The organism is Clostridium tertium (genome assembly GCF_902652255.1).
In the GTDB taxonomy this organism is placed as follows: domain Bacteria; phylum Bacillota; class Clostridia; order Clostridiales; family Clostridiaceae; genus Clostridium; species Clostridium tertium_A.
In genome coordinates this window covers 301148-324517 of sequence record NZ_CACRTO010000005.1, presented here as the reverse complement: position 1 = coordinate 324517, position 23370 = coordinate 301148, and the positions used below count along the sequence as shown (strand labels likewise).

Genomic DNA, 23370 nt, shown 5'->3' with positions numbered 1-23370 from the left:
TATGGAAAAGAAAAAAATACTAGTGGTAGAAGATGAATACTCTATAAATGATGCAATAACTTTTTCCCTTAGAAAGGAAGGCTATGATGTTAGAAGTGTTTATAATGGTAAAAATGCTTTAGAGAGATTTAAAGAATTTAAGCCGGATTTAGTATTATTAGATTTAATGCTTCCTGATATGGATGGATTTGATATATGCAAAGAAGTTTATAATAAGGCTTACGTTATAATGTTAACTGCAAGAGGAGAAGTTATAGATAAGGTCTTAGGATTAGAGCTCGGGGCAGATGATTATATAGTTAAACCATTTGAGATTAAGGAAGTATTAGTTAGAATAAAAGCTGTATTTAGAAGGTTAGAAAAAGGCTTAAATAGAGATTTTATAGAGGAAAAGGATGAAATAATAAAAATTTATCCAAGAGATAGAAGAGTTCTTAAGGAAGGAAATGAAGTTAATTTAAGAAGAAAAGAATTTGATTTATTAAATTTTTTAAATAGTAATAGGGGAATAGTATTTTCTAGGGACGATTTATTAGAAAAGATATGGGGATACGACTATGAGGGTGATACTAGAACTGTTGATGTTCATATAAGAAGACTTAGAGAAAAACTTAATGAAGATAAGGATAATTCAGTGATCGAAACGGTATTTGGTATTGGATATGTAATGAGGTGAGAATTTGAATAAAACCTTAAAAGGTAAATTATTAATAGGGACAATAGTTTCTGTTGTCTTTATTAATATAATATTTACTATTTTTATTTCTATATTTTTAAATAAATCTTTTAAAGAAAATATTATTGAAGATATGGAGAAGATAAAAATAACTTCCATTAACACAATTAGTCAAAAAGAAATAGCTGAAGAGCCTCTATGGAAAAATTTATCACCTATAAATGAAGTTGTTCAAGGATATGTTAGTTTTTCAAATGAAGAAGGTAATATAAACCAATCAATCGGAAAGGCAGTTAATAGTGAAGAAATTAAGAGTATTATATTAGAAAGTAATAATACTAAATCTTTAATTAAGTTTAAGAATCTAAATAGATTATATTTTATAACATATAATTATCCTATTTATTTAAATGAAAGCTTTATTGGAAATTTAATAATACAAAAAGATTATACAGATAAATTTTATGAAATGATAAAAACAGTAACAATAATTATTTTAGGACAAGCTATTGTTGTAATAGCCTTAATTTTAACTATTTCATCTATAATAAAAAAATCTATAGGTCCTATTAATAAATTAAATGATTCTATGAAGGATTTTAAGCTAGGAAAAGCTATTGAGGATATAGAAATATCTAGTGATGATGAGATTTCGGATTTAGCTAAGACTTATAATTTAATGAAAAATCAATTAATAAATCAAGATAAATCTTTAAGAGAGTTTTTTAATAATGCAACTCATGAACTTAAGACACCTATTACATCTATTTCTCTTTATTCACAAATATTAAGAGATAATAATATTAAAGATATGGATGAGGAATTTATAAGTAGGGCTAGCAGTAGAATAGTTTTAGAATGTGATAAGATGAAAACCTTAGTAGAAAATATTTTAGAAACCTCTAGAGGGAATATTAATAGAAAAAAAGCAAAATCTATGTTTCTCTTAAAGGAATTAATAATTCAAATAGAAGAAGATTTTCAAATAAGAATAAATAAAAGAAGACTTAAGATAATAAATGAACTTGAAGATCTAGAATACTATGGTTGTCTTGAAGATTTTGAGCAGATTTTTGTTAATTTATTAGATAATAGTATTAAATACTCTTCTTCAAAAGAAATTGAAGTTAGGTTATTTAAAGAAGATGGAAAAATCAATCTTACTATTAAGAATAAGATTTATGAAATTCCAGAAGAAATAAAAAATATATTATTAGAACCATTTATAAAACATAATAACTTAAATGATATAAGCAAGGAGGTTAGTAGTTCAGGTTTAGGATTATATTTATGTAGTGAAATAGCTAAAGAAAATAAATGGGATTTATCATATAAAATAATTGAAGAATTTATAATATTTAAATTAAGATTATAGTATTATGTATTTCAATTATTATATAACATTGTATAATAATAAAGGCTTCTAAAGGATTCTATTATAGAATCTTTTAGAAGCTTATTTTTATAATTTAGAAAAAATGATTTCCTCTATTACTAATTATTTATTATTAATTGGATTGCTTTTCGAAACCTCTATGTTGTCGCAAATTGACTATTATAAAGATTTGCATAGAAACCATTTTTCTTTAATAAATCTTTATGATTTCCTTTTTCTATGATTTTTCCATCTTTCATAACTAAGATTAAGTCTGCTTCACGGATAGTTGAAAGTCTATGAGCGACTATAAAGGAGGTTCTACCTTCCATCAATTTATTAAAAGCTCTTTGAATATAGATTTCAGTACGAGTATCTATACTACTTGTAGCTTCATCTAAAATTAACATTGGAGGCTTTGATAACATAACTCTAGCAATACATAGTAATTGCTTTTGTCCTTGTGATAGGGAGCTATCCTCTGAAAGAATAGTATCATATCCTTTAGGTAATCTCATAATAAATTTATGAGCATGGGCAGCTTTAGCAGCTTCAATTACTTCTTCTAAGGTAGCATCTTCTTTTCCATAAGCTATATTGTCTCTTACTGATCCTGAGAATAGCCAAGTATCTTGAAGCACCATTCCATAAAGTCCTCTAGTACTTTTTCTAGTTATTTCTTCGATATCAATATTATCTATTTTAATTTCTCCAGAGCTTATATTATAAAATCTCATAAGTAAGTTAATTAAAGTAGTTTTACCACATCCAGTAGGACCTACTATTGCTATTCTTTCACCAGGATTTACCTTTAAATTAAAGTCTTGAATAAAAGGTTTATATTCATTATAAGAAAAATATAAATTATTTATATCAACATTTCCTTCACAAGTTTCTAAGCTAATTGCATTGGGCTTATCAGGAACTTCAGGAGTTTCATCTAAGATTTTAAATACTCTACTAGCAGAAGCAAAGGCAGCTTGCAATTCAGTAATAACACCTGAAATTTCATTAAAAGGCTTAGTGTATTGGTTAGCATAACTTAAGAATGCAGAAAGATTACCTATAGAAAGGTTACCATTAATAGCACTTATGGCACCAACTACACCAACTGATGCATAGACTATTCCATTAACAAATCTAGTTACTGGATTTGTTAGGGCAGAGTAAAATTGTGCTTTTTGGCCATATTTATAAAGTCTATTATTAATTTTCTCAAAATCTTCTTGAGATCTTTCTTCATAAGAAAAAGCCTTTACAATTTTTTGGTTTCCTATAAATTCTTCTACATATCCAGTTAATTCGCCACGAACTTCGGATTGCTTTCTAAACATAGAATGACAATGCTTTGCAATAGTAGAAGCAGTGAACAATGATAAAGGAGTTATTATAACTACTAAAAGTGCTATTTTAACATTTATAGATAACATAAAGATTAAAGTTCCAACTATTGTTATTACACCTGTAAATAGCTGAGAAAATCCTTGGAGTAATCCATCAGATACTATTTCAATATCATTAATGACTCCATTTATTATAGATCCGTGAGAATTTCCGTCTATATATTTAAGTGGCAAATTATTTAGCTTATTAAATACATCTATTCTTAAATCTTTTATTGTTTTATAACTTACAATATTAGTGCATCTGGTCATTATTAATTGAAATAATGAAGAAGATATTATTGTAAATAGAAGGATAATTAATATATTAATAAGTTTTTGAAAGTTTACATTTCCTTTTCCTACAATAAAGTCCACACCTTTACCGATTAATATAGGTGTTAATAAATTTAAACTAATATTAATAAGAGCACTAATAAAAGCAAAAATCATATATTTACTATAGGGTTTAGTATATTTTAAAATTCTTTTAATTATAGCAGTATTCAAAAGCTCACCTCCTAATTATTTAATTGAGAAGAATATATTTCACTATAAACTTCACAATTTTTAAGAAGATAATCATGAGTACCAATTCCAGCTATTTCACCATTATCTAAAACTATTATCTTATCAGAATTCATTATACTACTTGCTCTTTGAGAAACTATAAGTACAGTCATATCTTTAGTTTTTTCTTTTAAAGATTTTCTTAAGGCAGCATCAGTTGCAAAATCTAAGGCGCTAGAGCTATCGTCTAATATTAGGATTTCTGGTTTTTTAACTAGTGCTCTTGCAATAGTAAGTCTTTGCTTTTGTCCACCAGAAAAGTTTTTACCACCCTGTAAAACTTCAGAATTATATTTTTCAGATAAATTGTCAACAAATGAACTAGATTGAGAGATGAATAGGGCTTCCTTTATTTCATCCATAGTTGCATCTTCATTTCCCCATCTTAAATTATCTAAAAGACTTCCTTTAAATAAAACTGCCTTTTGAGGTACTATACCAATTAGGTTTCTTAAATCCTTTAAATTATAATCTTTAACATTAATTCCTCTAACTAATATGTCACCTATAGTGGAATCATAAAATCTTGGGATTAAATTAATTAAAGTCGTTTTACCAGAGCCAGTACCTCCGATTATACCTATTGTTTCATTCTTATTAATATTAAAATTTATATCTTTTAAAGAATATTCATTTGAGTCTTCATAAGAAAATGAAACATTTTTAAATTCTATCAAATAATTATTTTCATTATCTACGTTATTAGATGTTACTTCATTATCCTTAATTGATGTTTTAATATTTAATATTTCTAAAACTCTATTTGCTGAAGTTGATCCTTTAGTTAATATAACTATTAGTTGAGATAATACTATTAATGATAGGAGTATCTGAGTTATATAATTAATAAAAGCAATAACTTCGCCCTGAGTTAATGAACCTATATTTACATTAATACCACCAAACCATAATATAGCTATAATAGCTAAGTTCATAATTATATATGTGATTGGATTAAGAAGTGCAGAAATTTTACCTACATTTATAGAATTATTAGATAAATCTATTGCTGAATTTTTAAATCTTTCTTTTTCAGAGTTTTCCTTTGAAAAAGCTTTAATAACCCTAGTACCTTCAAGATTTTCTCTTGTTATTAATGATAAGTTATCTAATTTTTCTTGAATTACCTTATATAACGGAAGAGATTTACTCATTACTAAGTAAATGACTAATGCAATAAGGGGAGTAGTTATTAAGAAAATAATAGATAATTTAATATCTATGGATAATGCCATGATAATTGAACCAATTATCACAAAGGGACTTCTTGTACCTAATCTTATTAACATAGCTATACCAGTTTGGATTTGATTTATATCATTAACTAATCTTGTCATAAGAGTAGGTGTACCAATTTTATCTATTTCACTGTAAGATAGTTCATTTATATGTTTGTATAACTTGCTTCTAATTGAAGTCCCAGCTCCTTGGGAGGCAATAGAAGCATAATATTGACAAACGAGAGCAAATAAAAGTCCTACAATCCCCAAGAGAATAAGAATTCCTCCCATTTTAAATACATAATTAATATCTTTATTATAAACTCCAATATCTATTATTTTAGCCATTACTAGGGGAATGAATAATTCTAGTATAGCTTCAATTAATTTAAATATTGGACCGAGTATTGATTCTTTTTTATAATCTTTCATAAAATAAATAAGTTTTAACAATATTATCAATCCTTTTCCTTAGATGTTTAGATATTATTATAGCATTTTTTAGTATTTAAATAAAAATTATATTGAATAATCATAATATATAAGTAGTATTATTATGTTAAATATAAGTTAAAACTATAACTTTTAATTATTTTTATGTTAATATTTTAGTTAGTACAATTTAACAATAGAGGTGTAATCGATGAATTTTGCTAAAAATTTTTTAAAAGGTGTAGCTATAAGTATATCTCAATTAGTTCCAGGAGTAAGTGGTGGAACAATTGCTATGATATTAGGAATATATGATAGGCTTCTTCATGCAGTTAATAATATTTTTAATGACTTTAAAAACCAATATAAATTATTATTACAAGTTGGTATAGGGGCTATAGTTGGAATATTCTTATTTAGTAATATAGTTAAAACATTATTTGATACTTTTCCAATTCCAATAGGTTATCTATTTATAGGTGTCATTTTAGGTGGTGCACCACTTATGTTTAAGAAAGCTACTGTTAAAGGCTTTAATAAGAAGAACATCCTATTTTTAGTTTTAGGCATTATAATAGTTCTTATGATGGGTACTCCAGATAATGATGCTTCATCAATTATAACTACATTAAGCCTTTTAAATTTCATTTGGCTTTTTATAGGCGGAGTGGTAGTAGCAGTTGCACTAATATTACCAGGAATAAGTGGATCTTTTATGCTGTTTGTACTAGGGCTTTATAATACAGTAATAACTGCGGTTTCACAGTTTAATATTCCAATATTAATACCTATTGCTTTAGGAGGGATTTTTGGTGCTTTATTAAGTGCAAGAATAATTGAGAGCTTATTAATTAAGTATCCAGAGCAAACGTATATATTAATATTCGGATTTATATTAGGATCGGTATTTTCAGTATTTCCAGGTTTCGATGGATTAAACAGTGTAATAGGAGTATTCTTAGGAATCCTAGGATTCATATTTACATATTACATAAGTAGAAATGAATAAATGAGGGCTAATAAATAAGTCCCAATTAATAATTTAGGAAACAATTTGTTTCAAATAAGAAAGATAACAATATAAAAGGTGCTGTCGCACAATGAAAAATTAAGAATGAATAATGAAAAATTAATGAAAAAACTCCTTAAGGAGTTTTTAAAAGAAGTTAATTTTAGTAATTCAGTAAGAATTACATCAATAATTCTTCATTTTTAATTTTTAATTCTTAATTTGGGCTGTTTGTGCGACAGCCCCTTTTTACTAAATTCTATGATTGTAACAAATGTCAGTAAAATATTTGTGAAAACTTAGGTCTTTTGTAAGCTCTGGATGAAAAGAGGTAGCCAATATAGTATTATATTCTAATTTTTTTATATAGATTTCATGTTCTAGGAAAGCACCTTGAAGAGCTAATATTCCTATATTTAATTTACCAGCCTCTATTTGCATATTTATCCTCTAGGCTTTCGATAGTTTGCCCTTTCATTGCTTCACCAAGACCAGATGAAACATTAGCTAGTATTTTAGGATCATTATAGTAGGTGACAGCTTGAACTATAGCCTTAGCTCTTTCTTCAGGATTTTCAGATTTAAATATTCCAGAACCAACAAAAACACCATCACTACCTAGTTGCATCATTAAAGCTGCATCTGCAGGAGTAGCAATACCGCCAGCTGCAAAGTTTACAACAGGAAGTTTGCCATTTTCATGTACATATAAAATTAAATCATAAGGAGCATTAAAATCTTTAGCAATAGACATAAGTTCTTCTTTAGATGCAGATTGAACTTTTTTAATATCTGAAGTCATAGTTCTCTGATGCCTTACTGCTTCAATAACATTACCAGTTCCAGCTTCTCCTTTAGTTCTTATCATAGAAGCACCTTCACCTATTCTTCTTAAGGCTTCACCTAAATTTCTTGCTCCACATACAAAAGGAGACTTAAAATCATGTTTATTAATGTGATATAAATCATCTGCTGGTGTCAAAACTTCACTTTCATCAATGTAATCTATAGATAAGCTTTCAAGTATTTGGGCTTCTACAAAATGACCAATTCTTACTTTAGCCATTACAGGGATGGAAACTGCTTCTTGAATTTCTTTAATCATATTTGGATCAGACATTCTAGCAACACCTCCTTCTTTTCTTATATCAGAAGGAACTCTTTCAAGAGCCATAACAGCACATGCTCCAGCTTTTTCTGCGATAATTGCTTCTTTAGCATTAGTAACATCCATTATTACTCCGCCTTTTAACATTTGTGCAAGATTCTTATTTAACTCATATTTACTCATAAAAAACTCCTTTAAAATTATACCTGTAATTACATTAAATTGATAATAATACTAAGGTTTATTTATTGCAAATGTAACGATACAAATATAAATAAGTTTCTAAATATTCTATAATGTTGTATTTATATAAATAATTAAAAAAACTATAATTTTTTATGATAAAAGTGTTTACAAAAAATGGATTACTGTATATAATAATAAAGTAATGTTATTAAATCTATTTAAGGAGGTAGAGATATGTTAATTAATTTAATGAAAATTAAGAACAAAAATAAATATAGAGAATATTTTATTAGTAGCTCTACCAGTAGGGATAGTTTATAATTTTTCAGAAAAAATTTAAATTATTTAGTATACTACCATGAGTTATTATGCTCATGGTTTTTTTATGCATTTTTTTATCATAAGAGTGATATTTTAATGACCCTGGGTAACTAGGGTCATTTTTATATAAAAATAAATTAAAGGAGGATATTGTAAAATGAGTAATTCAACAAGAAATCAAAATGAAATAAGGGAAGGTAATAGAAATGGAGGGTTTTTACATGTTCGTTGGCGGAGAATTTGTTAATACTAATATAGTTAATAGTAAAAAAGAAACTATGGAATTTGAAAAATACTGTAAGGATGAAGGGATAAGTTCAATTCACCTTAGAAGAGAAATTTGTAAATCATGTAGTATTAAGAGAAAAGAATTTATTAAAAGGATACTAGGATTAATAAAAAAGATAATGAAATATAGAAGAAATAGACTATTAAGCTAATAATAAATAATCCGAGGTCTTTCAACTTAGGTATAAATTGAGATAAATATGAGCTAATAAAAGCTTCTAGTTGTATAAGTAAAGTTTCCTTGTAACTTGTATTCAAGTTATTAAACTTATATTGTCTGGAAGTTTTTTATTATTTAAATTGGTAATATTTTATTGAAAACGAATATCATTTGATTGACAAATAAAGATTATAAGAATATAATTAGTTAGAAGTCTAACAAAAGTGCAGGTGTAAAAAATGAGTGAAATAAAACATGTAGGAAGACAAATTAATAAACTATCTCATAAAATTAAAAGAAGAATAGGAAAAGTCGGATTAGAACATGGAATAAGTGGTATGCAAGTAAAAATTTTAGGCTTTATATATATAAATTCTTCAAAGAGAGATATATTTCAAAAAAATATTGAAGAAGAATTCGATATTAGAAGGTCTTCTGTAACAAGTGTACTTAACTTAATGGAAAAAAATGAACTTATTAAAAGATGTAGTGTTTCAGAAGATGCGAGACTTAAAAAAATTATAATTACAGATAAGGGAATTGAAGTAAATAAATTAGTTTATAAAGAAATAGTTAAAATAGAAGAAATTATATCTAATACCCTTTCAAAAGATGAATTAGATATCTTTATTTGTAATTTAGAGAGGTTAAATAAAAATTTAAGTGAATAGCTTTTATTTAATTATTTGGTTAGAAATCTAACAAAAATTTTTAGAAGTAAATAATTATATTAAACAAAAGGAGGAATAGTATGATAAAAAAATTAGCGAGCTATGTAAGAGAGTATAAAAAAGATTCAATTTTAACTCCAATTTTAATAGCTTTTGAAGTAATACTAGAAGTTATTATTCCAGTTTTAATGGCAATGATTGTTGATAATGGAATAGTAAACAGTGATATGAAATATGTAACTATAGTTGGAGTAATAATGTTAATTATGGCATTCTTTTCATTAACATTTGGGGCTGCTGCTGGAAGAACAGGGGCTAAAGCTTCAACAGGTTTTGCTAAAAATTTAAGAAAAGCAATGTTTTACAATATACAAGACTTTTCATTTGCAAATATAGATAAATATTCTACAGCAGGTCTTATTACAAGATTAACAACAGATGTTACAAATGTTCAAAATGCTTATCTTATGATAATAAGAACCTTTGTAAGAGCACCATTTATGCTTATATCTGCCATGGTTATGAGTTTTTATATTAACTCTAAAATGGCATTAATATTCTTAGGAACGATAATATTCTTATCAATAGCTCTATATATGATCATTTCTAATGCTCACCCAATATTTAAAAGTGTATTTAGAAAATATGATGATTTAAACGCTAGCGTTCAAGAAAACTTAACTGGTATAAGAGTAGTTAAAGCTTATGTAAGAGAAGACTATGAAATTAATAAGTTCCATAAAGCTTCTAAGAATCTATATGATAGATTTATAAAAGCAGAAAAATTAATAATATTAAATGCACCAGTTATGCAATTTAGCATGTATACAATACTTCTTTTATTCTCATGGTTTGGAGCAAAGTTTATAGTTTCAAGCACAATGACAACAGGAGAGCTTATGAGTTTATTTGCTTATGCAGGTAATATACTTATGAGTCTGATGATGATATCTATGGTTCTTGTTATGGTAACAATGGCTAAATCATCAGCAGAAAGAATTGTTGAAGTTTTAGAAGAAGAAAGTACATTAAAAAATGGAGAAAATCCTATATTTGAAGTAAAAGATGGTTCAATAGAATTTAACAATGTTAACTTTAGTTATAGTGATGATAAAGAAAATTTAAGTCTAGATAATATAAATTTAAAAATAAAATCAGGTGAAACTATAGGAATAATAGGTGGAACTGGAAGTGCAAAATCAACTTTAGTTCAATTAATACCAAGGCTTTATGATGTAACAAGTGGTAGTGTTAAAGTTGGAGGTATTGACGTAAGAGAATATGATATAGAAACTTTAAGAAATGCTGTATCAATGGTACTTCAGAAAAATGTATTATTTTCAGGTACTATAAAAGAAAACTTAAGATGGGGTAATAAAGAAGCTTCAGATGAAGAATTAATAAATGCATGTAATGCAGCTCAAGCAAGTGAATTTATAGAAACTCTACCAGATAAATATGATACTTATATAGAACAAGGTGGTACTAACGTATCTGGGGGACAAAAACAAAGACTTACTATAGCAAGAGCATTGCTTAAAAATCCTAAGATCTTAATCTTAGATGATTCAACTAGTGCAGTTGATACTAAAACAGATGCTTTAATAAGAAAGGCATTTAAAGAATCTATACCTAATGTTACTAAGATTATCATAGCACAAAGAATTTCTTCAGTAGAAGAAGCAGATAAGATAATAGTATTAGATGATGGGAAAATAGATGGTTTTGGAACACATAAAGAATTATTAGAAAAAAATGAAATATATAAAGATGTTTATAAAGGACAAATGAAGGGAGCTGGTAGTGATGAAGTCTAATATTAAGAGAAACAACTTTGGACAAAAGGGACCAGGCCCTATGAGAAAAAGTAAAAATCCAATGAAGACACTAAAAAGGCTTTTAGATTATGTATTTAAAGAAAACAAGTTTAAATTTGTTTTAGTAGTTGGCCTGATTTTAATTAGTTCCCTTGCAACTGTATCAAGTACTTTGTTTTTAAAGACATTAATAGATGATTATATAACTCCATTTTTAGGGCAAGCGAATCCTAGCTTTACACCTTTGCTAAAAGCAATAGGAATTATGGCAATTATATATTATACTGGAGCATTAGCCACATATCTTTTTAATAGAATTATGGTATTTGTGGCACAAGGTAGTCTTAAAAAAGTAAGAGATGATATGTTCGAGCATATGGAAAAGTTGCCTATTGGATATTTTGATACTCATTCACATGGTGAAATAATGAGCCTTTATACTAATGATACTGATACCTTAAGACAAATGATTAGTCAAAGTTTACCTCAACTTATTTCATCTGTAATAACAGTAATTAGTGTATTTATTTCTATGATAATCTTAAGCATACCATTAACTTTTGTTGCTTTATTTATGATGTTTGTAATATTTAAAACAATAAAAGTTATAGGCGGAAAAAGTGCAATGTACTTTGGTAAGCAACAACAGGATTTAGGAACAATAAATGGTTATATAGAAGAAATGATGGAGGGGCAGAAGGTTGTAAAAGTCTTTTCACATGAAGAAGTAACTAAAAATAAGTTTGATGAATTAAATGAAAAACTTAGAGATAGTGCGGATAAAGCCAATACATTTGCAAATATTTTAATGCCTATAATGGGTAATCTAAGTTATATAAATTATGTATTAACTGCAATAGTTGGCGGTGTTTTAGCAATAGGAGGAATTGGTGGATTTACAATTGGATCATTAGCATCATTCCTTCAACTTACTAGAAACTTAAATCAGCCTATAGGTCAAATGTCACAGCAATTTAATGCAGTTATAATGGCTCTTGCAGGAGCAGAGAGAATATTTGAAATGCTAGATCAAAAGCAAGAAGTTGATGATGGTTATGTAACATTAGTTAATGCTAAAATAGATGAAGAAGGAAATATAGAAGAAGTGAAGGATCGTACTGGTATATGGGCATGGAAGCATCCACATAGTGATGGTACTATAACTTATACTAGAATGCTTGGAGATATGGTATTTGATGATGTTGACTTTGGATATAATGAAAAGAAAACTATACTTCATAATATAACTCTTTTTGCACAGCCAGGTCAAAAAGTTGCCTTTGTTGGTTCAACAGGTGCTGGTAAGACTACTATAACTAATTTAATTAATAGATTCTATGATATTCAAGATGGAAAGATAAGATATGATGGAATTAATATTAATAAAATTAAGAAGGATGACTTAAGAAGGTCCTTAGGTATAGTACTTCAAGATACACATTTATTCACTGGAACCGTAGCAGATAATATAAGATATGGTAAATTAGATGCAACTGACGACGAAGTAAAAGCTGCTGCAAAGTTAGCAAATGCAGATACATTTATTAAGCATTTACCTCATGGGTATGATACTAAAATAACTGGAGATGGATCAAATCTTTCCCAAGGACAAAGACAGTTACTTGCAATAGCTAGAGCAGCAATTGCAAACCCACCAGTATTAATATTAGATGAAGCTACCTCAAGTATTGATACAAGAACTGAGGCTCTAGTTCAAGAAGGCATGGATAAGTTAATGGAAGGTAGAACTGTTTTTGTAATAGCTCATAGACTGTCAACAATTAAAAATTCTGATGTTATTATGGTTATGGAACAAGGAAGAATAATAGAACGTGGAAGTCATGATGATTTAATTGAAAAGAAGGGTAAGTATTATCAATTATATACAGGAGCCTTCGAATTGGAATAGATTCAAAATAAAATCAAATTAAGAAAAGATAAAAGTGTTAAAAAGCTAGAATTTAGATTTTTAACACTTTTTTTTTTGAGAGCTTGGACATATATAAAATTTATTAATTATAATTTTATATAAAATCATCGTAAATGATAATAAGTAATAGAAAAAACTTGAGATTTTTTTCAACTATATTAATATAATAATATACAATAATTATGGAGGAATACTTATGGATATAAAAATTAGAATGGCAGAAGAAAAAGATGTAGAAGAAATATTAGGAATATATGCTCCTTACATAAAGAATACATCAATATCATTTGAATATGAAATTCCAACAATTGATGAATTTAAGAATAGATTTTATGGAATAAAAGAAAACTATCCTTATTTGGTTTGTACAATAGATAATGAGATAGTTGGATATGCATATTCAAATAGACATGCGGAAAGAGCAGCATATATGTGGAATGTAGAATTTTCAATATATATTAAGGATACATATTTACGTTATGGTATTGGAAAGGCATTTTATACAGCACTAATTGAAATATCTAAACTTCAAAATGTTAGAAATATTTATGGTGTAATTACAGAAAATAATATTAAAAGTGAAAAGTTACACGAATATTTTGGGTTTAAAAAATTAGGTGTGTTCCATAAAACTGGATATAAATTTGGAAAATGGCTAGATGTTATTTGGTATGAAAAAGATATTGCTGAATCTGATGAAGCTCCAAAACCAATAATTCCAATTAAAGATATAAGTTTTAGTGATATTCAAAATATCTTAGATAAATCCCGAAAATTAATTAGGGCAGTCTAATAAATATTAATAAGTGGTTTCCTTATATTTAAGAAGCCATTTTTTTATTGTTAAAATAATTGTCACCTAAAACAAAATAATGGTTGACTATTACTAAATTAGAAAGTATTATAATAAATATATTAGATAAAGAATATAGAACTTAAATTTTGTTAGTAATAATTTTAAGAAGTTAAAGAAAAGAGGTGATAATTTTGAAAATAAATGAATTAACTAAAATGTCAATATGTATAGCAATAATATGTGTAGCAGCATATATTTCATTTCCACTACCTTTTTCACCTGTAATGATCACTGCCCAAACTATAGCAATTAATTTAGTTGCACTAATACTTACTCCTAAGCAATCATTTATAGCTGTATTATTATATATATTATTAGGAGCTTTCGGATTACCTGTTTTTTCAGGAGGAACTAGTGGTTTTGGTAAGCTATTTGGTCCAACAGGAGGTTTTATTTTAGGATTTTTAATTATAACCCCATTAATGAGTTATTTTAAAGGAAAAACTTATAACTTTAAAAGATATTTATTTGTAACTATGATTATTGGAATGATTTTATTATACGCCATTGGTGCAATTTTTATGAGCATACTTCAAAAAATCAGTATTGTACAAGCTTTATCATTAGCAGTATTTCCTTTTATAGTTGGGGACATATTCAAATGTGTTTTAAGCTCATTTTTAGCAGTTAAATTAAATAAAGTTATTAATAAATAAATTTATATTTAGTAAAAATCCTTTAAATAGCTAGGTAGAGCTTGCAGAGAATATAAGATAGTATGGCGAATATCAATATATGACAAAAATATATTGATAAACAATAAATAATTATTGACTTTAGTTAGTGGTTTTATTATTCTTATTATATAAGGTAATTATTTCAATTACTTGTAGGAGTATAAGGAGAATAATATAAAAATGGATAATAAGAAATTTCTATTAAAGTTAAAGAAATCATGGTTTGTTATTTTAGTACTATTCATATTAATAAGATGTATTCTTAATCCTCAAGGTATAAAAGTTTTATTGTTTAATATAAGTCCAAATTTTATTAATTTAATTTTATTTTTAGGGATTCTAATATTTCCAATTATATTTTGGGTTCCTGAAAAGAGAGAAGTTAAATGGATAAAAATTAGTTATAATATAATAGCTTCAATAATTATGGTATTAAGTTTAATAATATATGTATTTTTATTTAGTGAAATAAAGTATTTTAATTTTACATCACCTAATGGAAATAGAACATTAGTAGTAGAGGAGGATTCTTTTTTACTATCAGGAAGAAGTTATTTTTATGAAAAGAAGTTTGGTATATTTATTAAGTCTTTAAGTAAAGAAATATCAACAGATGATGGATTTAGACCATTTTCTACTGATAGTTATCGTTTGACATGGAAAGATGAAGATACTGTAAAAATCGAATATGATTTTGGAAGTGCTGGGATATGGAAGAATGAAAGGATTGACTTTAAAAGGAGTAATTAATTTATAAATTTTATTATTAATATTCACAATAATTTTAATTACAATGACTATACCATAAATTAATAAACATATATAATAGAAAAACAGGTAAAACTTATATGAAGTTTTACCTGTTTAATTACTTTAATTAACTTTACATAAGTTAATTAATAACTAATTATTTTAATAATAATTAAGAAGGGGAGTTATTTATATTTCTTTTTTAGTCTTTTTATCTTGAAGAATATTTATAAACAAAACTATAGCTAAAGCTATTACTGATAATAAAGAAACTTCAATTAATTCAATAGAGTTTTTTAATATATTTATTTCTTTATAAGTATTGAATACTAGTGCTAATATATAAGTGAAAATAGAATAAATTATATATTTTATAACATATTCTATAATTATTTTAAATTTTGCAGTGTAGATTTCTTTTCTATCTATAGGAATAATATCATATTTTCTTAATATGAATACTCTTTTTCCTTGTTCTTTTATCCAAAAAAGATGAAAATTTAAATACATAATTAGAATGACTATACCTAAGATTAGGGGATAGCTAATAAAGGAAAGAGGTTCAGCTTTAAGACCTTTACCAAATATTACTTTATGCCTAGTGATATCTGATTGCACTGTAATAAAGTAATAAAATAAAAAACCAAATAATAGTAGACCTTGATAATTGTATTTTATTCTTTCTTTTTCCTTATCTATAAAACTCATATTTATGCCTCCTTAGAGTAAATCACTGATAGTAAATTTCTTATTTAAAGATTTTTCTATTTTTTTTCTCTTAAATTCATCTTCAAGAGCTTCCTTAGTATCATTAATGATAATTTTTCCATTATCAAGAATTATTATATAATCAGCAATTTTATCAAGATCGCTTGTTATGTGAGTAGACATAAGAATTCCTACATCTTGATTTAATATATCTTGTAACATATTTAAAAAATCCTTTCTAAATACAGGGTCAAATCCTGCTGTTGGTTCATCTAATAGAAGAAATTTTGGACTATGTGCCATAGCAAAGCATATTTGAAACTTCATTTTCATACCTTTTGAAAATTGATATAGAGGTTGTCCTTTAGGTAAGTTCATCTTATCTAGCCAAAGATAGAAGTTATTCATATCCCATTTTTTAAAATACTCTCCAAGTAACAATCCATTTTCATAAGCCGTTTTATCAAGAAAGAAGGTGAGTTTTTCAGATACTAAACCTATTTCTTCTTTTGCCTTAGATGGGTTTTTCTTAATATCTATATCATTTACAAAGATTTTTCCTTTAAAATCATCATCAATTCCTGCTAAGATATTAATAAGAGTAGTCTTACCTGCACCATTGACACCTATAAGTCCTGTTAGATATCCTGATTCAATATTAAAAGAAATAGATTTTAATGAGAAATCTTTATAACTTTTATTAACATCTTTACATTTTATTATATAAGGCATTTTAATTATCTCCCTTCATATAAAGTCTTTAAAATATCTTGCATATCTATTAATTTAAGACCTAGTTTTTTACCTTCTTTAATCAAATTATCAAATTGATCTTCGAATTCTTTATATTGGGCTTCTTTAAGTTTTTCACGATTTGGTTCTTTTATATAAAATCCTTTTCCAGGTACTGAGTATATTAATCCTTCTTTTTCTAATTCTTCATATGCACGTTTTGTTGTAATAACACTAATTTGCAAATCTCTTGCTAAAGATCTAATAGAAGGTAGCATATCACCTGGAATAATGTCTTCTTTAATTATTGAGTTTTTTATTGATTTAATTATTTGTTCATAAATTGAAAGATTACTTTCATTATCTAAAATAATATTCATTAAAGACCTTCTTCCTTATCTGGTATTTGCCTATATACATCTTCAAAAGAAAGGGATTTTCTTATAAGTGGAGATGCACATTTATAAATTACATAGATATTTATTATAAATGTTATTAGCCAACCAAATAGAATAAAAATATTAGAGTTAATTTTAATAGTATTTAAACTATAAAATACTATAGTTTCTAAAAGAAGCATAGGAAAGAAATAGTAATTAATAATTTCTTCCTCTTTAGTATAGATAATATAGCCATTTTTATCTTTTTTCTTTAAACCTTCTTCGCCTATACCAACTTTTAAATTAAAAGTTATTATTAAAAATAACATTAGACTAAATTCAATTATATTTTGAATTAGCCCTTTATTTATAAAAAATACACCGACCATAAAGTAGGTAGAGAGAAATATAAATATAAAACCAAGTATTACTTTTATTAATAATTGAAGATACATATATTTCATTTTATCCTTATCTGAAGCAGGACATACAAACATGGCCTTACTTAGTCTAAGGGGAATTTTTTTTGATATAAAAAATAAAGTAAGAATATATATTATGTTAGTAACTGAAATGATTATATTTTGTGTTTGTTCAGATGCAAATACTTGATATACAGACTCTTTTGTAGCTTCTTGAGTTGTCATAACAATAAAAAATGAAATAGTATAAATAGCTATAAAATACATAAAAATAGTATAAAGCAATATGCTAACCCATGATTTTTTAAAGCTAATAAATAAATCGTTTAACACAATTTTAAGCATATGAATAGCCTCCTTTTTCTAAGTAGTACATAATATCTTCTATATTAGGAACTTTTAATTTATAAGTTTTATAATCTTCACCTTTAACTTTTTCTATAAAAGCAGAATTGTGATATTCTCCGTATTCTCTATAGATAATTTTAGAATAATTAAGGTTTTCTATTTCTTCTTTATTTCCTTGTATTATTAAATATTTATCTTTGAGGCTTTCTTTATTTAAATAGAAAAATAATTCCCCATTATTAATTAGAGCAATATAATCTCCAACTTGATCAAGGTCTTCAGTAATATGTGTTGAAAATATAACACTTCTGGTACCATCTTCAACTAATTCTTGCATATATCTTATAAGGTCTTTTCTAAAGGCAGGATTTAATCCAGCAGAAGGTTCATCCATTATAAAAAGCTTTGCATCATGTGATAGGGCAAAGGCTAATTGAAATTTAATTTTTGATCCAGTTGATAACTTGCCAAGCTTTTTATTGATAGGAATATCGAAACGATCACAAAATTTTAAAAATAATTCTTTATTAAACTTGCTATAAAGACTTCCGAAAGTTTTGGCATTACGAATTACTGTCATAGTATTTTCAAACATATTTTCATCAAGTACAAATCCTATTTGATCCTTGACTTCTCTTTCGTTATTATCCATTGATAATCCGTTTACCTTTACTATACCAGAATCTTTCTTATATATATTTAAGATAGTATTAATTAAAGTTGTTTTACCAGAGCCATTTACACCTATTAGACCCATTATATATCCAGGTTCTAAACTAATATTAATATCTCTTAGATGCAAATCTCCAAGCTTTTTTTCTAGATTATTGATTTCAAATAAATAAGACATAAGCTTCTCCTCCTTAACAGTATATATACTGTTTATATCTATATATACAGTATATACATAGATTTTTTAAGAGTCAAGTAATTATTGGTAATAATTTTTGTGGTTTGCTATAATATAGAAATAGTAGAGAGTGTTTAATGAAGAATAGAGGGTAGGTAGATGGATTTTAAAGATATTAGAGTTAAATCTCAGAGTATAGTATTGAAGAAGTACTTAGATGAAAATGATATAAAACTAATTGGAAGTCTAGAAGATATTTGCATAAAAGAAGATAATATAAATTTTAAACTAGAGCTAGAATACAGAACAGAAATAAAAAAAGAATATGATAAATCTTTAAATGATATAAATGAAATTTTGTATTACTTAAATGACGAGCTAATTGGGTATGTTGGAATTTCATCCTTTAGTAGAAATATTGCAGAAATTAATGGAATGGTTCATCCAGGGTTTAGAAGAAAAGGCATATTTACAAGAATTATTGAAATGGGATTAGAAGAATGTAGGAAAAGAAATTTTAAAGAAATCTTATTACTTAGTGATGATAAGTCTATTTCAGGTATAAAGTTTATTGAAAATATAGAGGCTATATACTCATTTTCAGAATGCAAAATGACATGCTTAGAGTGGAAAGTAAAAGAAATAAATAATGAAAGTATATTTGTAAAAGCAAATAATAAGAATGCAAAAGATATAGATATGTTAAATACTATATTTTTTAATGATGTAAGCAGTGAAATAATTTTACCTGAAGATGAAGAGAAAAATAATCATATAACTTATCTTATTAAGATTCAGGATAAGTTAATTGGAAAGATAAAAGTTAGTATAGAAGAAAATTCAGCCTATATAAGTGGCTTTGGTATTATTCCAGAATATAGAGGAAAGGGATTTGGTAAAGCTTCTTTAGTAAAAGTTTTAAATAATTTAAAGAGTGAAAATATAAGTAAGGTCGAATTAGATGTAGAAGTTAAGAATAAGAGTGCATTAAACTTATATAAGTCTTGTGGGTTTAAGGAAGGGTCAATTATGAATTACTATAGAGTTAAATAAAAGGCGAATACAAAGGCAAATATGAATTTAATAGGCTCCATAATTAATGCCTTCAAATTTTCCTACATATGCTTATGTAATATTCTTTATAGAATTTTACATAAGCATTTTTCATTCTTTCATTTTGCCTTCCTTAATTAATAAAAATCAAAGAATTTTATTAAATTTGTCAATTAGATCTTTGAGGTGTGTGTGAAAACTTTCTTTTTAAATATGAGGATTTTTATAATTAAGGTAGAATTAAGGTTGGTTAAATTTAACATTAAGATAAGCATATTAAAATTTACTTATAAAGCATATGAGGTGATTGGATATGAGTAAATTTGTAGTTGAAACTAAAAGATTAGTTAAGGTTTTTAGTGATGTAAAGTCAGTTGATAATGTTGATTTAAGAGTAAGAGAAGGGGAAGTATATGGGTTTCTAGGTCCTAATGGGGCAGGTAAATCAACTACTATAAAGATGATTTTAGGATTGATAAAACCTAATTCAGGAGAAATAAATGTTTTCGGAAAATCAATAGATAAAAATAGGGAGGATATATTAAAGGATATAGGTGCCTTAGTTGAAAATCCATCATACTATGGACATTTAACTGCTTATGAAAATCTTGATATATTAAGACGTGTTCTTAATTTAAAAAAAGAAGAAATAGAGGATAAGTTAAGTTTAGTAGGATTATGGAATGTAAGAAATAAAAAGGTTAAGGAATTTTCATTAGGAATGAAGCAAAGATTAGGTATTGCTGAGGCTCTTATGGGTGATCCAAAGCTTTTAATATTAGATGAACCAACTAATGGATTAGATCCAGCAGGAATAATAGAAATTAGATATTTAATTAAAAAATTAGTTGATGAAAAGAATATAACAATTATAATTTCAAGTCATATATTAAGCGAAATAGAATTAATAGCTACAGAAGTGGCAGTTATAAATAAAGGTAAACTATTATATCAAGGTTCCTTAGAAGATTTAAAGAAGAATTCAAGTAATGAGGTAATAATAGGTTTAGAAAATCATGAAGAAAAAGATGAAGTAATGAAGTTGTTATCTTCTAGGGGTTATAAGGCTTTAGAAGAAGGTGGAAAGTTTAAAATTATGGGAAATAGCTTACGTGCATCAACAATATGTAAGGAGTTAGTTATGGCTGGCTATGATTTAAATTATTTATCTCAAGAAAAGAGCTCTTTAGAGGAAATATTCTTAGGTTTAACTAAGGAGGATGAAATATGCTAATTAACTTATTAAAAAATGAATTTACAAAAGAAAAAAGGAACCTAGTAATTTTATTTATATTAGCAATACCACTTGGGGTAGCTTTCCTTTTATGTGTAGATTTTATTATTAGATATGAAAGTTGGTTATTACCACAAGCTATGGAAAAAGGCTTAACTTCTTGGCAGGTATTAGTTAAGGAACAGAGAATCCTATACTTCAACGATTTTATGCCTTTATTTTCAGCTTTAATACTAGTGACATTATTTGAATGTGAATATAGAAATAATTCGTGGACATTTTTATTAACTCAGCCTATAAAAAGAAGCAAAATTCTTCTTTCTAAATATATAGTTGCAGCTTTTTATTCAACGACTATGTTGTTATTAAATGTTATTTCTTTAGTAATAGTAGGTTTAATATTTAAATTTAAGGAGCCAATCCCATATAAGTTTTTTATAATTATGTTTTTTGTTCAATTAATATCTTCTTTAGTAATAATGATAATACATTTATTTTTAAATATTAAGAATAAGAACTTATTAGTCTCTTTAGGAATTGCAGCTGTATTAAGCATTATATCTTCAAATATATATTTTAGTGATTATTTTATTAAATATCTTAATCCTTATGGGTTTTCATTATTTTCTATAACTCAAGGTAGAAATGAAATGTTAATACTGTTTATTATTTCAGGGTTAATATTATTAATAGGACCTAAGCTCATAAAAAGATATTTTTATAATAAGGAAATGTATTAAGGAGTGATATATATGGAATTATTTAGAGTAGAATTATTAAAATTAAAAAGAAGCTCTTTATTAACTTTAGGACTTATTTTTCCAATATTAATTGTTATTTTTACATTTAGTAAAGTACCTGGAATACAGAAGGTAGTTGATATGAGCTCTAGTGAAGCGTTGTATATGTTTTCCTCAATAGCATTTATAACTTTATTTTTACCACTTTATATTATTTATATTGCTTGTACTGTAACAAAGGTAGAAAATGAAAGTAATGGATGGAAAGGATTAATGCTATTACCAATTAAAAAATCTAATATATATATTTCTAAATATAAAGTGATGCTATTGTTATTAATTATTACTTCTTTATCATATATGCTTTCAGTAAATATTTCAGGATTTATCTTAGATAGAAACTTTAATTTTTTATTAGAATCAGTTTTCTATTCAATTCAAACTTTAATAGCAACTTTACCAATAATAACATTACTATTTATAATAGGGAGAAGATTTATAAGTATAATACCAGTAATAACTACAGGAGTAGTAATGCTTATTACTAATATTTTCATAGCTCAAAGTAAGTTTTGGATATATGCACCTTGGACATATTCTATGATGGTATCAGGAGGGGCTATAAGTGAAGTTGAAAGATATATTGTGTTATCAATTTCTATTATTTTAACAGCAGTACTTTTTATTGTAGATTTTATTGATTTTACTAAATCCGATATTAAGTAAAATATGAATATGTTAAAATATAACTAAGAGTTTGGAGGGAGTGTATAATGCCTAATAATATATTAGATAAAAAAATATTGATTATAGATGATGAAAAAGAACTTTTAGTTTTATTAAAAGAGGTTTTTAATAAGGAGGGTTTCATTAATATTTATGAAGCTGATAATGGAATTGATGGAATACTAAGTGCTAAAGAAAATAATCCAGATATTATTATATTAGATGTTAATATGCCAGATATAGATGGATATAAAGTATGTGATAGAATAAGACGATTTTCCTTATCTCCTATAATCTTCTTAACTGCAAGATCTGAAGATGAAGAAAAGATTATTGGGTTAGAAGCTGGTGGAGACGACTATGTTACTAAACCTTTTAATATTAAAGAGCTAGTCTTAAGAGTTAAATCTCAACTTAGGAGGGGTAGCCTTATTAGTGAAAATAAAGATAGCAAATATAGTTTTGGAAATATTACTATAGATGAAGAAGCTGGAGAAGTATATAAGGGAAATGACAATATATCTCTTACTGCAAAAGAATACTCATTAATATTATTTTTAGTAAAAAATAAAAACAAGGTATTTAGTAAAACATCACTTTGCGAAAATATATGGGGATATGAGTATGATGGTTATGACAATACAATAATGGTTCATATCAGACATTTAAGAGAAAAGCTTGAAGATAATCCAAGCGAACCAAAGCATATAAAAACTTTAAAGGGGATTGGCTATAAGCTAGTTGATTAA

23 protein-coding genes are annotated in these 23370 nt (G+C 26.2%); 15 read left to right on the top strand and 8 right to left on the bottom strand.

Annotated features, from left to right (window positions below):
• Position 1: 1 nt before the first annotated feature.
• Together GPX08_RS01495 and GPX08_RS01490 are read left to right on the top strand one after the other, a co-directional pair.
• Positions 2–676 (top strand): response regulator, encoded by a 675-nt coding sequence (locus tag GPX08_RS01495; RefSeq protein ID WP_156624680.1) that lies wholly within the window; start codon positions 2–4, stop codon positions 674–676.
• A gap of 4 nt (positions 677–680) precedes the next feature.
• Positions 681–2051: a hypothetical protein gene (locus GPX08_RS01490; protein WP_156624678.1), complete on the top strand. Its 1371-nt coding sequence runs from the start codon at positions 681–683 to the stop codon at positions 2049–2051.
• 158 nt (positions 2052–2209) lie between these two features.
• Here the strand turns inward: GPX08_RS01490 and GPX08_RS01485 are convergent, their stop codons facing one another.
• Positions 2210–3886: an ATP-binding cassette domain-containing protein gene (locus GPX08_RS01485; protein ID WP_156625005.1), complete on the bottom strand. Its 1677-nt coding sequence runs from the start codon at positions 3884–3886 to the stop codon at positions 2210–2212.
• A gap of 68 nt (positions 3887–3954) precedes the next feature.
• Positions 3955–5676 (bottom strand): ATP-binding cassette domain-containing protein, encoded by a 1722-nt coding sequence (locus GPX08_RS01480; RefSeq protein WP_156624675.1) that lies wholly within the window; start codon positions 5674–5676, stop codon positions 3955–3957.
• 190 nt (positions 5677–5866) lie between these two features.
• Between GPX08_RS01480 and GPX08_RS01475 the strand changes: the two genes are divergently transcribed.
• On the top strand, positions 5867–6664 hold the full coding sequence (locus GPX08_RS01475) for a DUF368 domain-containing protein (RefSeq protein ID WP_156624673.1): 798 nt from the start codon (positions 5867–5869) through the stop codon (positions 6662–6664).
• Between the two features lie 421 nt (positions 6665–7085).
• Here the strand turns inward: GPX08_RS01475 and pdxS are convergent, their stop codons facing one another.
• Positions 7086–7955, bottom strand: coding sequence for a pyridoxal 5'-phosphate synthase lyase subunit PdxS (gene pdxS, locus GPX08_RS01470; protein ID WP_156624671.1), 870 nt, complete (start codon positions 7953–7955; stop codon positions 7086–7088).
• 545 nt (positions 7956–8500) lie between these two features.
• Between pdxS and GPX08_RS01465 the strand changes: the two genes are divergently transcribed.
• From GPX08_RS01465 to GPX08_RS01435, 7 genes are all read left to right on the top strand, one after another.
• Positions 8501–8719: a hypothetical protein gene (locus tag GPX08_RS01465; protein ID WP_156624669.1), complete on the top strand. Its 219-nt coding sequence runs from the start codon at positions 8501–8503 to the stop codon at positions 8717–8719.
• Between the two features lie 247 nt (positions 8720–8966).
• Complete coding sequence (locus GPX08_RS01460) at positions 8967–9398, top strand: MarR family transcriptional regulator (RefSeq protein WP_156624668.1); 432 nt, start codon at positions 8967–8969, stop codon at positions 9396–9398.
• Between the two features lie 80 nt (positions 9399–9478).
• Entirely contained in the window at positions 9479–11215 is a 1737-nt protein-coding gene (locus tag GPX08_RS01455; protein ID WP_156624667.1) for an ATP-binding cassette domain-containing protein, read from the top strand.
• A complete protein-coding gene (locus GPX08_RS01450; protein WP_156624665.1) occupies positions 11205–13124 on the top strand; it encodes an ATP-binding cassette domain-containing protein in 1920 nt (639 codons plus the stop codon). Before GPX08_RS01455 ends, GPX08_RS01450 begins: the two co-directional genes overlap by 11 nt.
• 217 nt (positions 13125–13341) lie before the next feature.
• Positions 13342–13938, top strand: a complete 597-nt coding sequence (locus GPX08_RS01445; protein ID WP_156624663.1) for a GNAT family N-acetyltransferase — start codon at positions 13342–13344, stop codon at positions 13936–13938.
• A 194-nt stretch (positions 13939–14132) separates the two neighbouring features.
• Positions 14133–14657, top strand: coding sequence for a biotin transporter BioY (locus tag GPX08_RS01440; protein WP_156624661.1), 525 nt, complete (start codon positions 14133–14135; stop codon positions 14655–14657).
• Between the two features lie 201 nt (positions 14658–14858).
• Positions 14859–15428: a hypothetical protein gene (locus tag GPX08_RS01435; protein WP_156624659.1), complete on the top strand. Its 570-nt coding sequence runs from the start codon at positions 14859–14861 to the stop codon at positions 15426–15428.
• A 189-nt stretch (positions 15429–15617) separates the two neighbouring features.
• Here the strand turns inward: GPX08_RS01435 and GPX08_RS01430 are convergent, their stop codons facing one another.
• From GPX08_RS01430 to GPX08_RS01410, 5 genes are read right to left on the bottom strand one after another with little or no spacing between them, the layout of a single operon-like run.
• Complete coding sequence (locus GPX08_RS01430; RefSeq protein ID WP_156624657.1) at positions 15618–16136, bottom strand: hypothetical protein; 519 nt, start codon at positions 16134–16136, stop codon at positions 15618–15620.
• A 12-nt stretch (positions 16137–16148) separates the two neighbouring features.
• The gene (locus GPX08_RS01425) at positions 16149–16868 is read right to left on the bottom strand and encodes an ATP-binding cassette domain-containing protein (RefSeq protein ID WP_156624655.1); all 720 of its coding nucleotides are present in this window, start codon (positions 16866–16868) and stop codon (positions 16149–16151) included.
• Between the two features lie 5 nt (positions 16869–16873).
• On the bottom strand, positions 16874–17248 hold the full coding sequence (locus tag GPX08_RS01420) for a GntR family transcriptional regulator (protein ID WP_156624653.1): 375 nt from the start codon (positions 17246–17248) through the stop codon (positions 16874–16876).
• Positions 17248–18015, bottom strand: a complete 768-nt coding sequence (locus GPX08_RS01415; protein ID WP_156624651.1) for a hypothetical protein — start codon at positions 18013–18015, stop codon at positions 17248–17250. The genes GPX08_RS01420 and GPX08_RS01415 overlap by 1 nt, the downstream gene beginning before the upstream one ends.
• The gene (locus GPX08_RS01410) at positions 18008–18868 is read right to left on the bottom strand and encodes an ATP-binding cassette domain-containing protein (RefSeq protein WP_156624650.1); all 861 of its coding nucleotides are present in this window, start codon (positions 18866–18868) and stop codon (positions 18008–18010) included. The genes GPX08_RS01415 and GPX08_RS01410 overlap by 8 nt, the downstream gene beginning before the upstream one ends.
• Positions 18869–19027: 159 nt before the next feature.
• On the opposite strand from GPX08_RS01410, the gene GPX08_RS01405 reads away from it, so the two are divergent.
• The 5 genes from GPX08_RS01405 (at position 19028) to GPX08_RS01385 (ending at position 23370) form a co-directional block, all read left to right on the top strand.
• A complete protein-coding gene (locus GPX08_RS01405; protein ID WP_156624648.1) occupies positions 19028–19921 on the top strand; it encodes a GNAT family N-acetyltransferase in 894 nt (297 codons plus the stop codon).
• 313 nt (positions 19922–20234) lie between these two features.
• The gene (locus GPX08_RS01400; RefSeq protein WP_156624646.1) at positions 20235–21155 is read left to right on the top strand and encodes an ATP-binding cassette domain-containing protein; all 921 of its coding nucleotides are present in this window, start codon (positions 20235–20237) and stop codon (positions 21153–21155) included.
• On the top strand, positions 21149–21895 hold the full coding sequence (locus GPX08_RS01395; protein WP_156624644.1) for an ABC transporter permease subunit: 747 nt from the start codon (positions 21149–21151) through the stop codon (positions 21893–21895). The genes GPX08_RS01400 and GPX08_RS01395 overlap by 7 nt, the downstream gene beginning before the upstream one ends.
• A 12-nt stretch (positions 21896–21907) precedes the next feature.
• Entirely contained in the window at positions 21908–22621 is a 714-nt protein-coding gene (locus GPX08_RS01390; protein ID WP_156624642.1) for an ABC transporter permease subunit, read from the top strand.
• 44 nt (positions 22622–22665) lie between these two features.
• Entirely contained in the window at positions 22666–23370 is a 705-nt protein-coding gene (locus GPX08_RS01385; RefSeq protein WP_156624641.1) for a response regulator, read from the top strand.

Coding starts and splice junctions, on each gene's coding strand:
- GPX08_RS01485 (WP_156625005.1), bottom strand. CDS start 3,886: ATGATTTTTGCTTTTATTAGTGCTCTTATTAATATTAGTTTAAATTTA.
- GPX08_RS01455 (WP_156624667.1), top strand. CDS start 9,479: ATGATAAAAAAATTAGCGAGCTATGTAAGAGAGTATAAAAAAGATTCA.
- GPX08_RS01405 (WP_156624648.1), top strand. CDS start 19,028: ATGGATTTTAAAGATATTAGAGTTAAATCTCAGAGTATAGTATTGAAG.
- GPX08_RS01425 (WP_156624655.1), bottom strand. CDS start 16,868: ATGCCTTATATAATAAAATGTAAAGATGTTAATAAAAGTTATAAAGAT.
- GPX08_RS01495 (WP_156624680.1), top strand. CDS start 2: ATGGAAAAGAAAAAAATACTAGTGGTAGAAGATGAATACTCTATAAAT.
- GPX08_RS01430 (WP_156624657.1), bottom strand. CDS start 16,136: ATGAGTTTTATAGATAAGGAAAAAGAAAGAATAAAATACAATTATCAA.
- GPX08_RS01400 (WP_156624646.1), top strand. CDS start 20,235: ATGAGTAAATTTGTAGTTGAAACTAAAAGATTAGTTAAGGTTTTTAGT.
- GPX08_RS01460 (WP_156624668.1), top strand. CDS start 8,967: ATGAGTGAAATAAAACATGTAGGAAGACAAATTAATAAACTATCTCAT.
- GPX08_RS01450 (WP_156624665.1), top strand. CDS start 11,205: ATGAAGTCTAATATTAAGAGAAACAACTTTGGACAAAAGGGACCAGGC.
- GPX08_RS01420 (WP_156624653.1), bottom strand. CDS start 17,248: ATGAATATTATTTTAGATAATGAAAGTAATCTTTCAATTTATGAACAA.
- GPX08_RS01390 (WP_156624642.1), top strand. CDS start 21,908: ATGGAATTATTTAGAGTAGAATTATTAAAATTAAAAAGAAGCTCTTTA.
- GPX08_RS01445 (WP_156624663.1), top strand. CDS start 13,342: ATGGATATAAAAATTAGAATGGCAGAAGAAAAAGATGTAGAAGAAATA.
- pdxS (WP_156624671.1), bottom strand. CDS start 7,955: ATGAGTAAATATGAGTTAAATAAGAATCTTGCACAAATGTTAAAAGGC.
- GPX08_RS01435 (WP_156624659.1), top strand. CDS start 14,859: ATGGATAATAAGAAATTTCTATTAAAGTTAAAGAAATCATGGTTTGTT.
- GPX08_RS01415 (WP_156624651.1), bottom strand. CDS start 18,015: ATGCTTAAAATTGTGTTAAACGATTTATTTATTAGCTTTAAAAAATCA.
- GPX08_RS01395 (WP_156624644.1), top strand. CDS start 21,149: ATGCTAATTAACTTATTAAAAAATGAATTTACAAAAGAAAAAAGGAAC.
- GPX08_RS01410 (WP_156624650.1), bottom strand. CDS start 18,868: ATGTCTTATTTATTTGAAATCAATAATCTAGAAAAAAAGCTTGGAGAT.
- GPX08_RS01475 (WP_156624673.1), top strand. CDS start 5,867: ATGAATTTTGCTAAAAATTTTTTAAAAGGTGTAGCTATAAGTATATCT.
- GPX08_RS01465 (WP_156624669.1), top strand. CDS start 8,501: ATGTTCGTTGGCGGAGAATTTGTTAATACTAATATAGTTAATAGTAAA.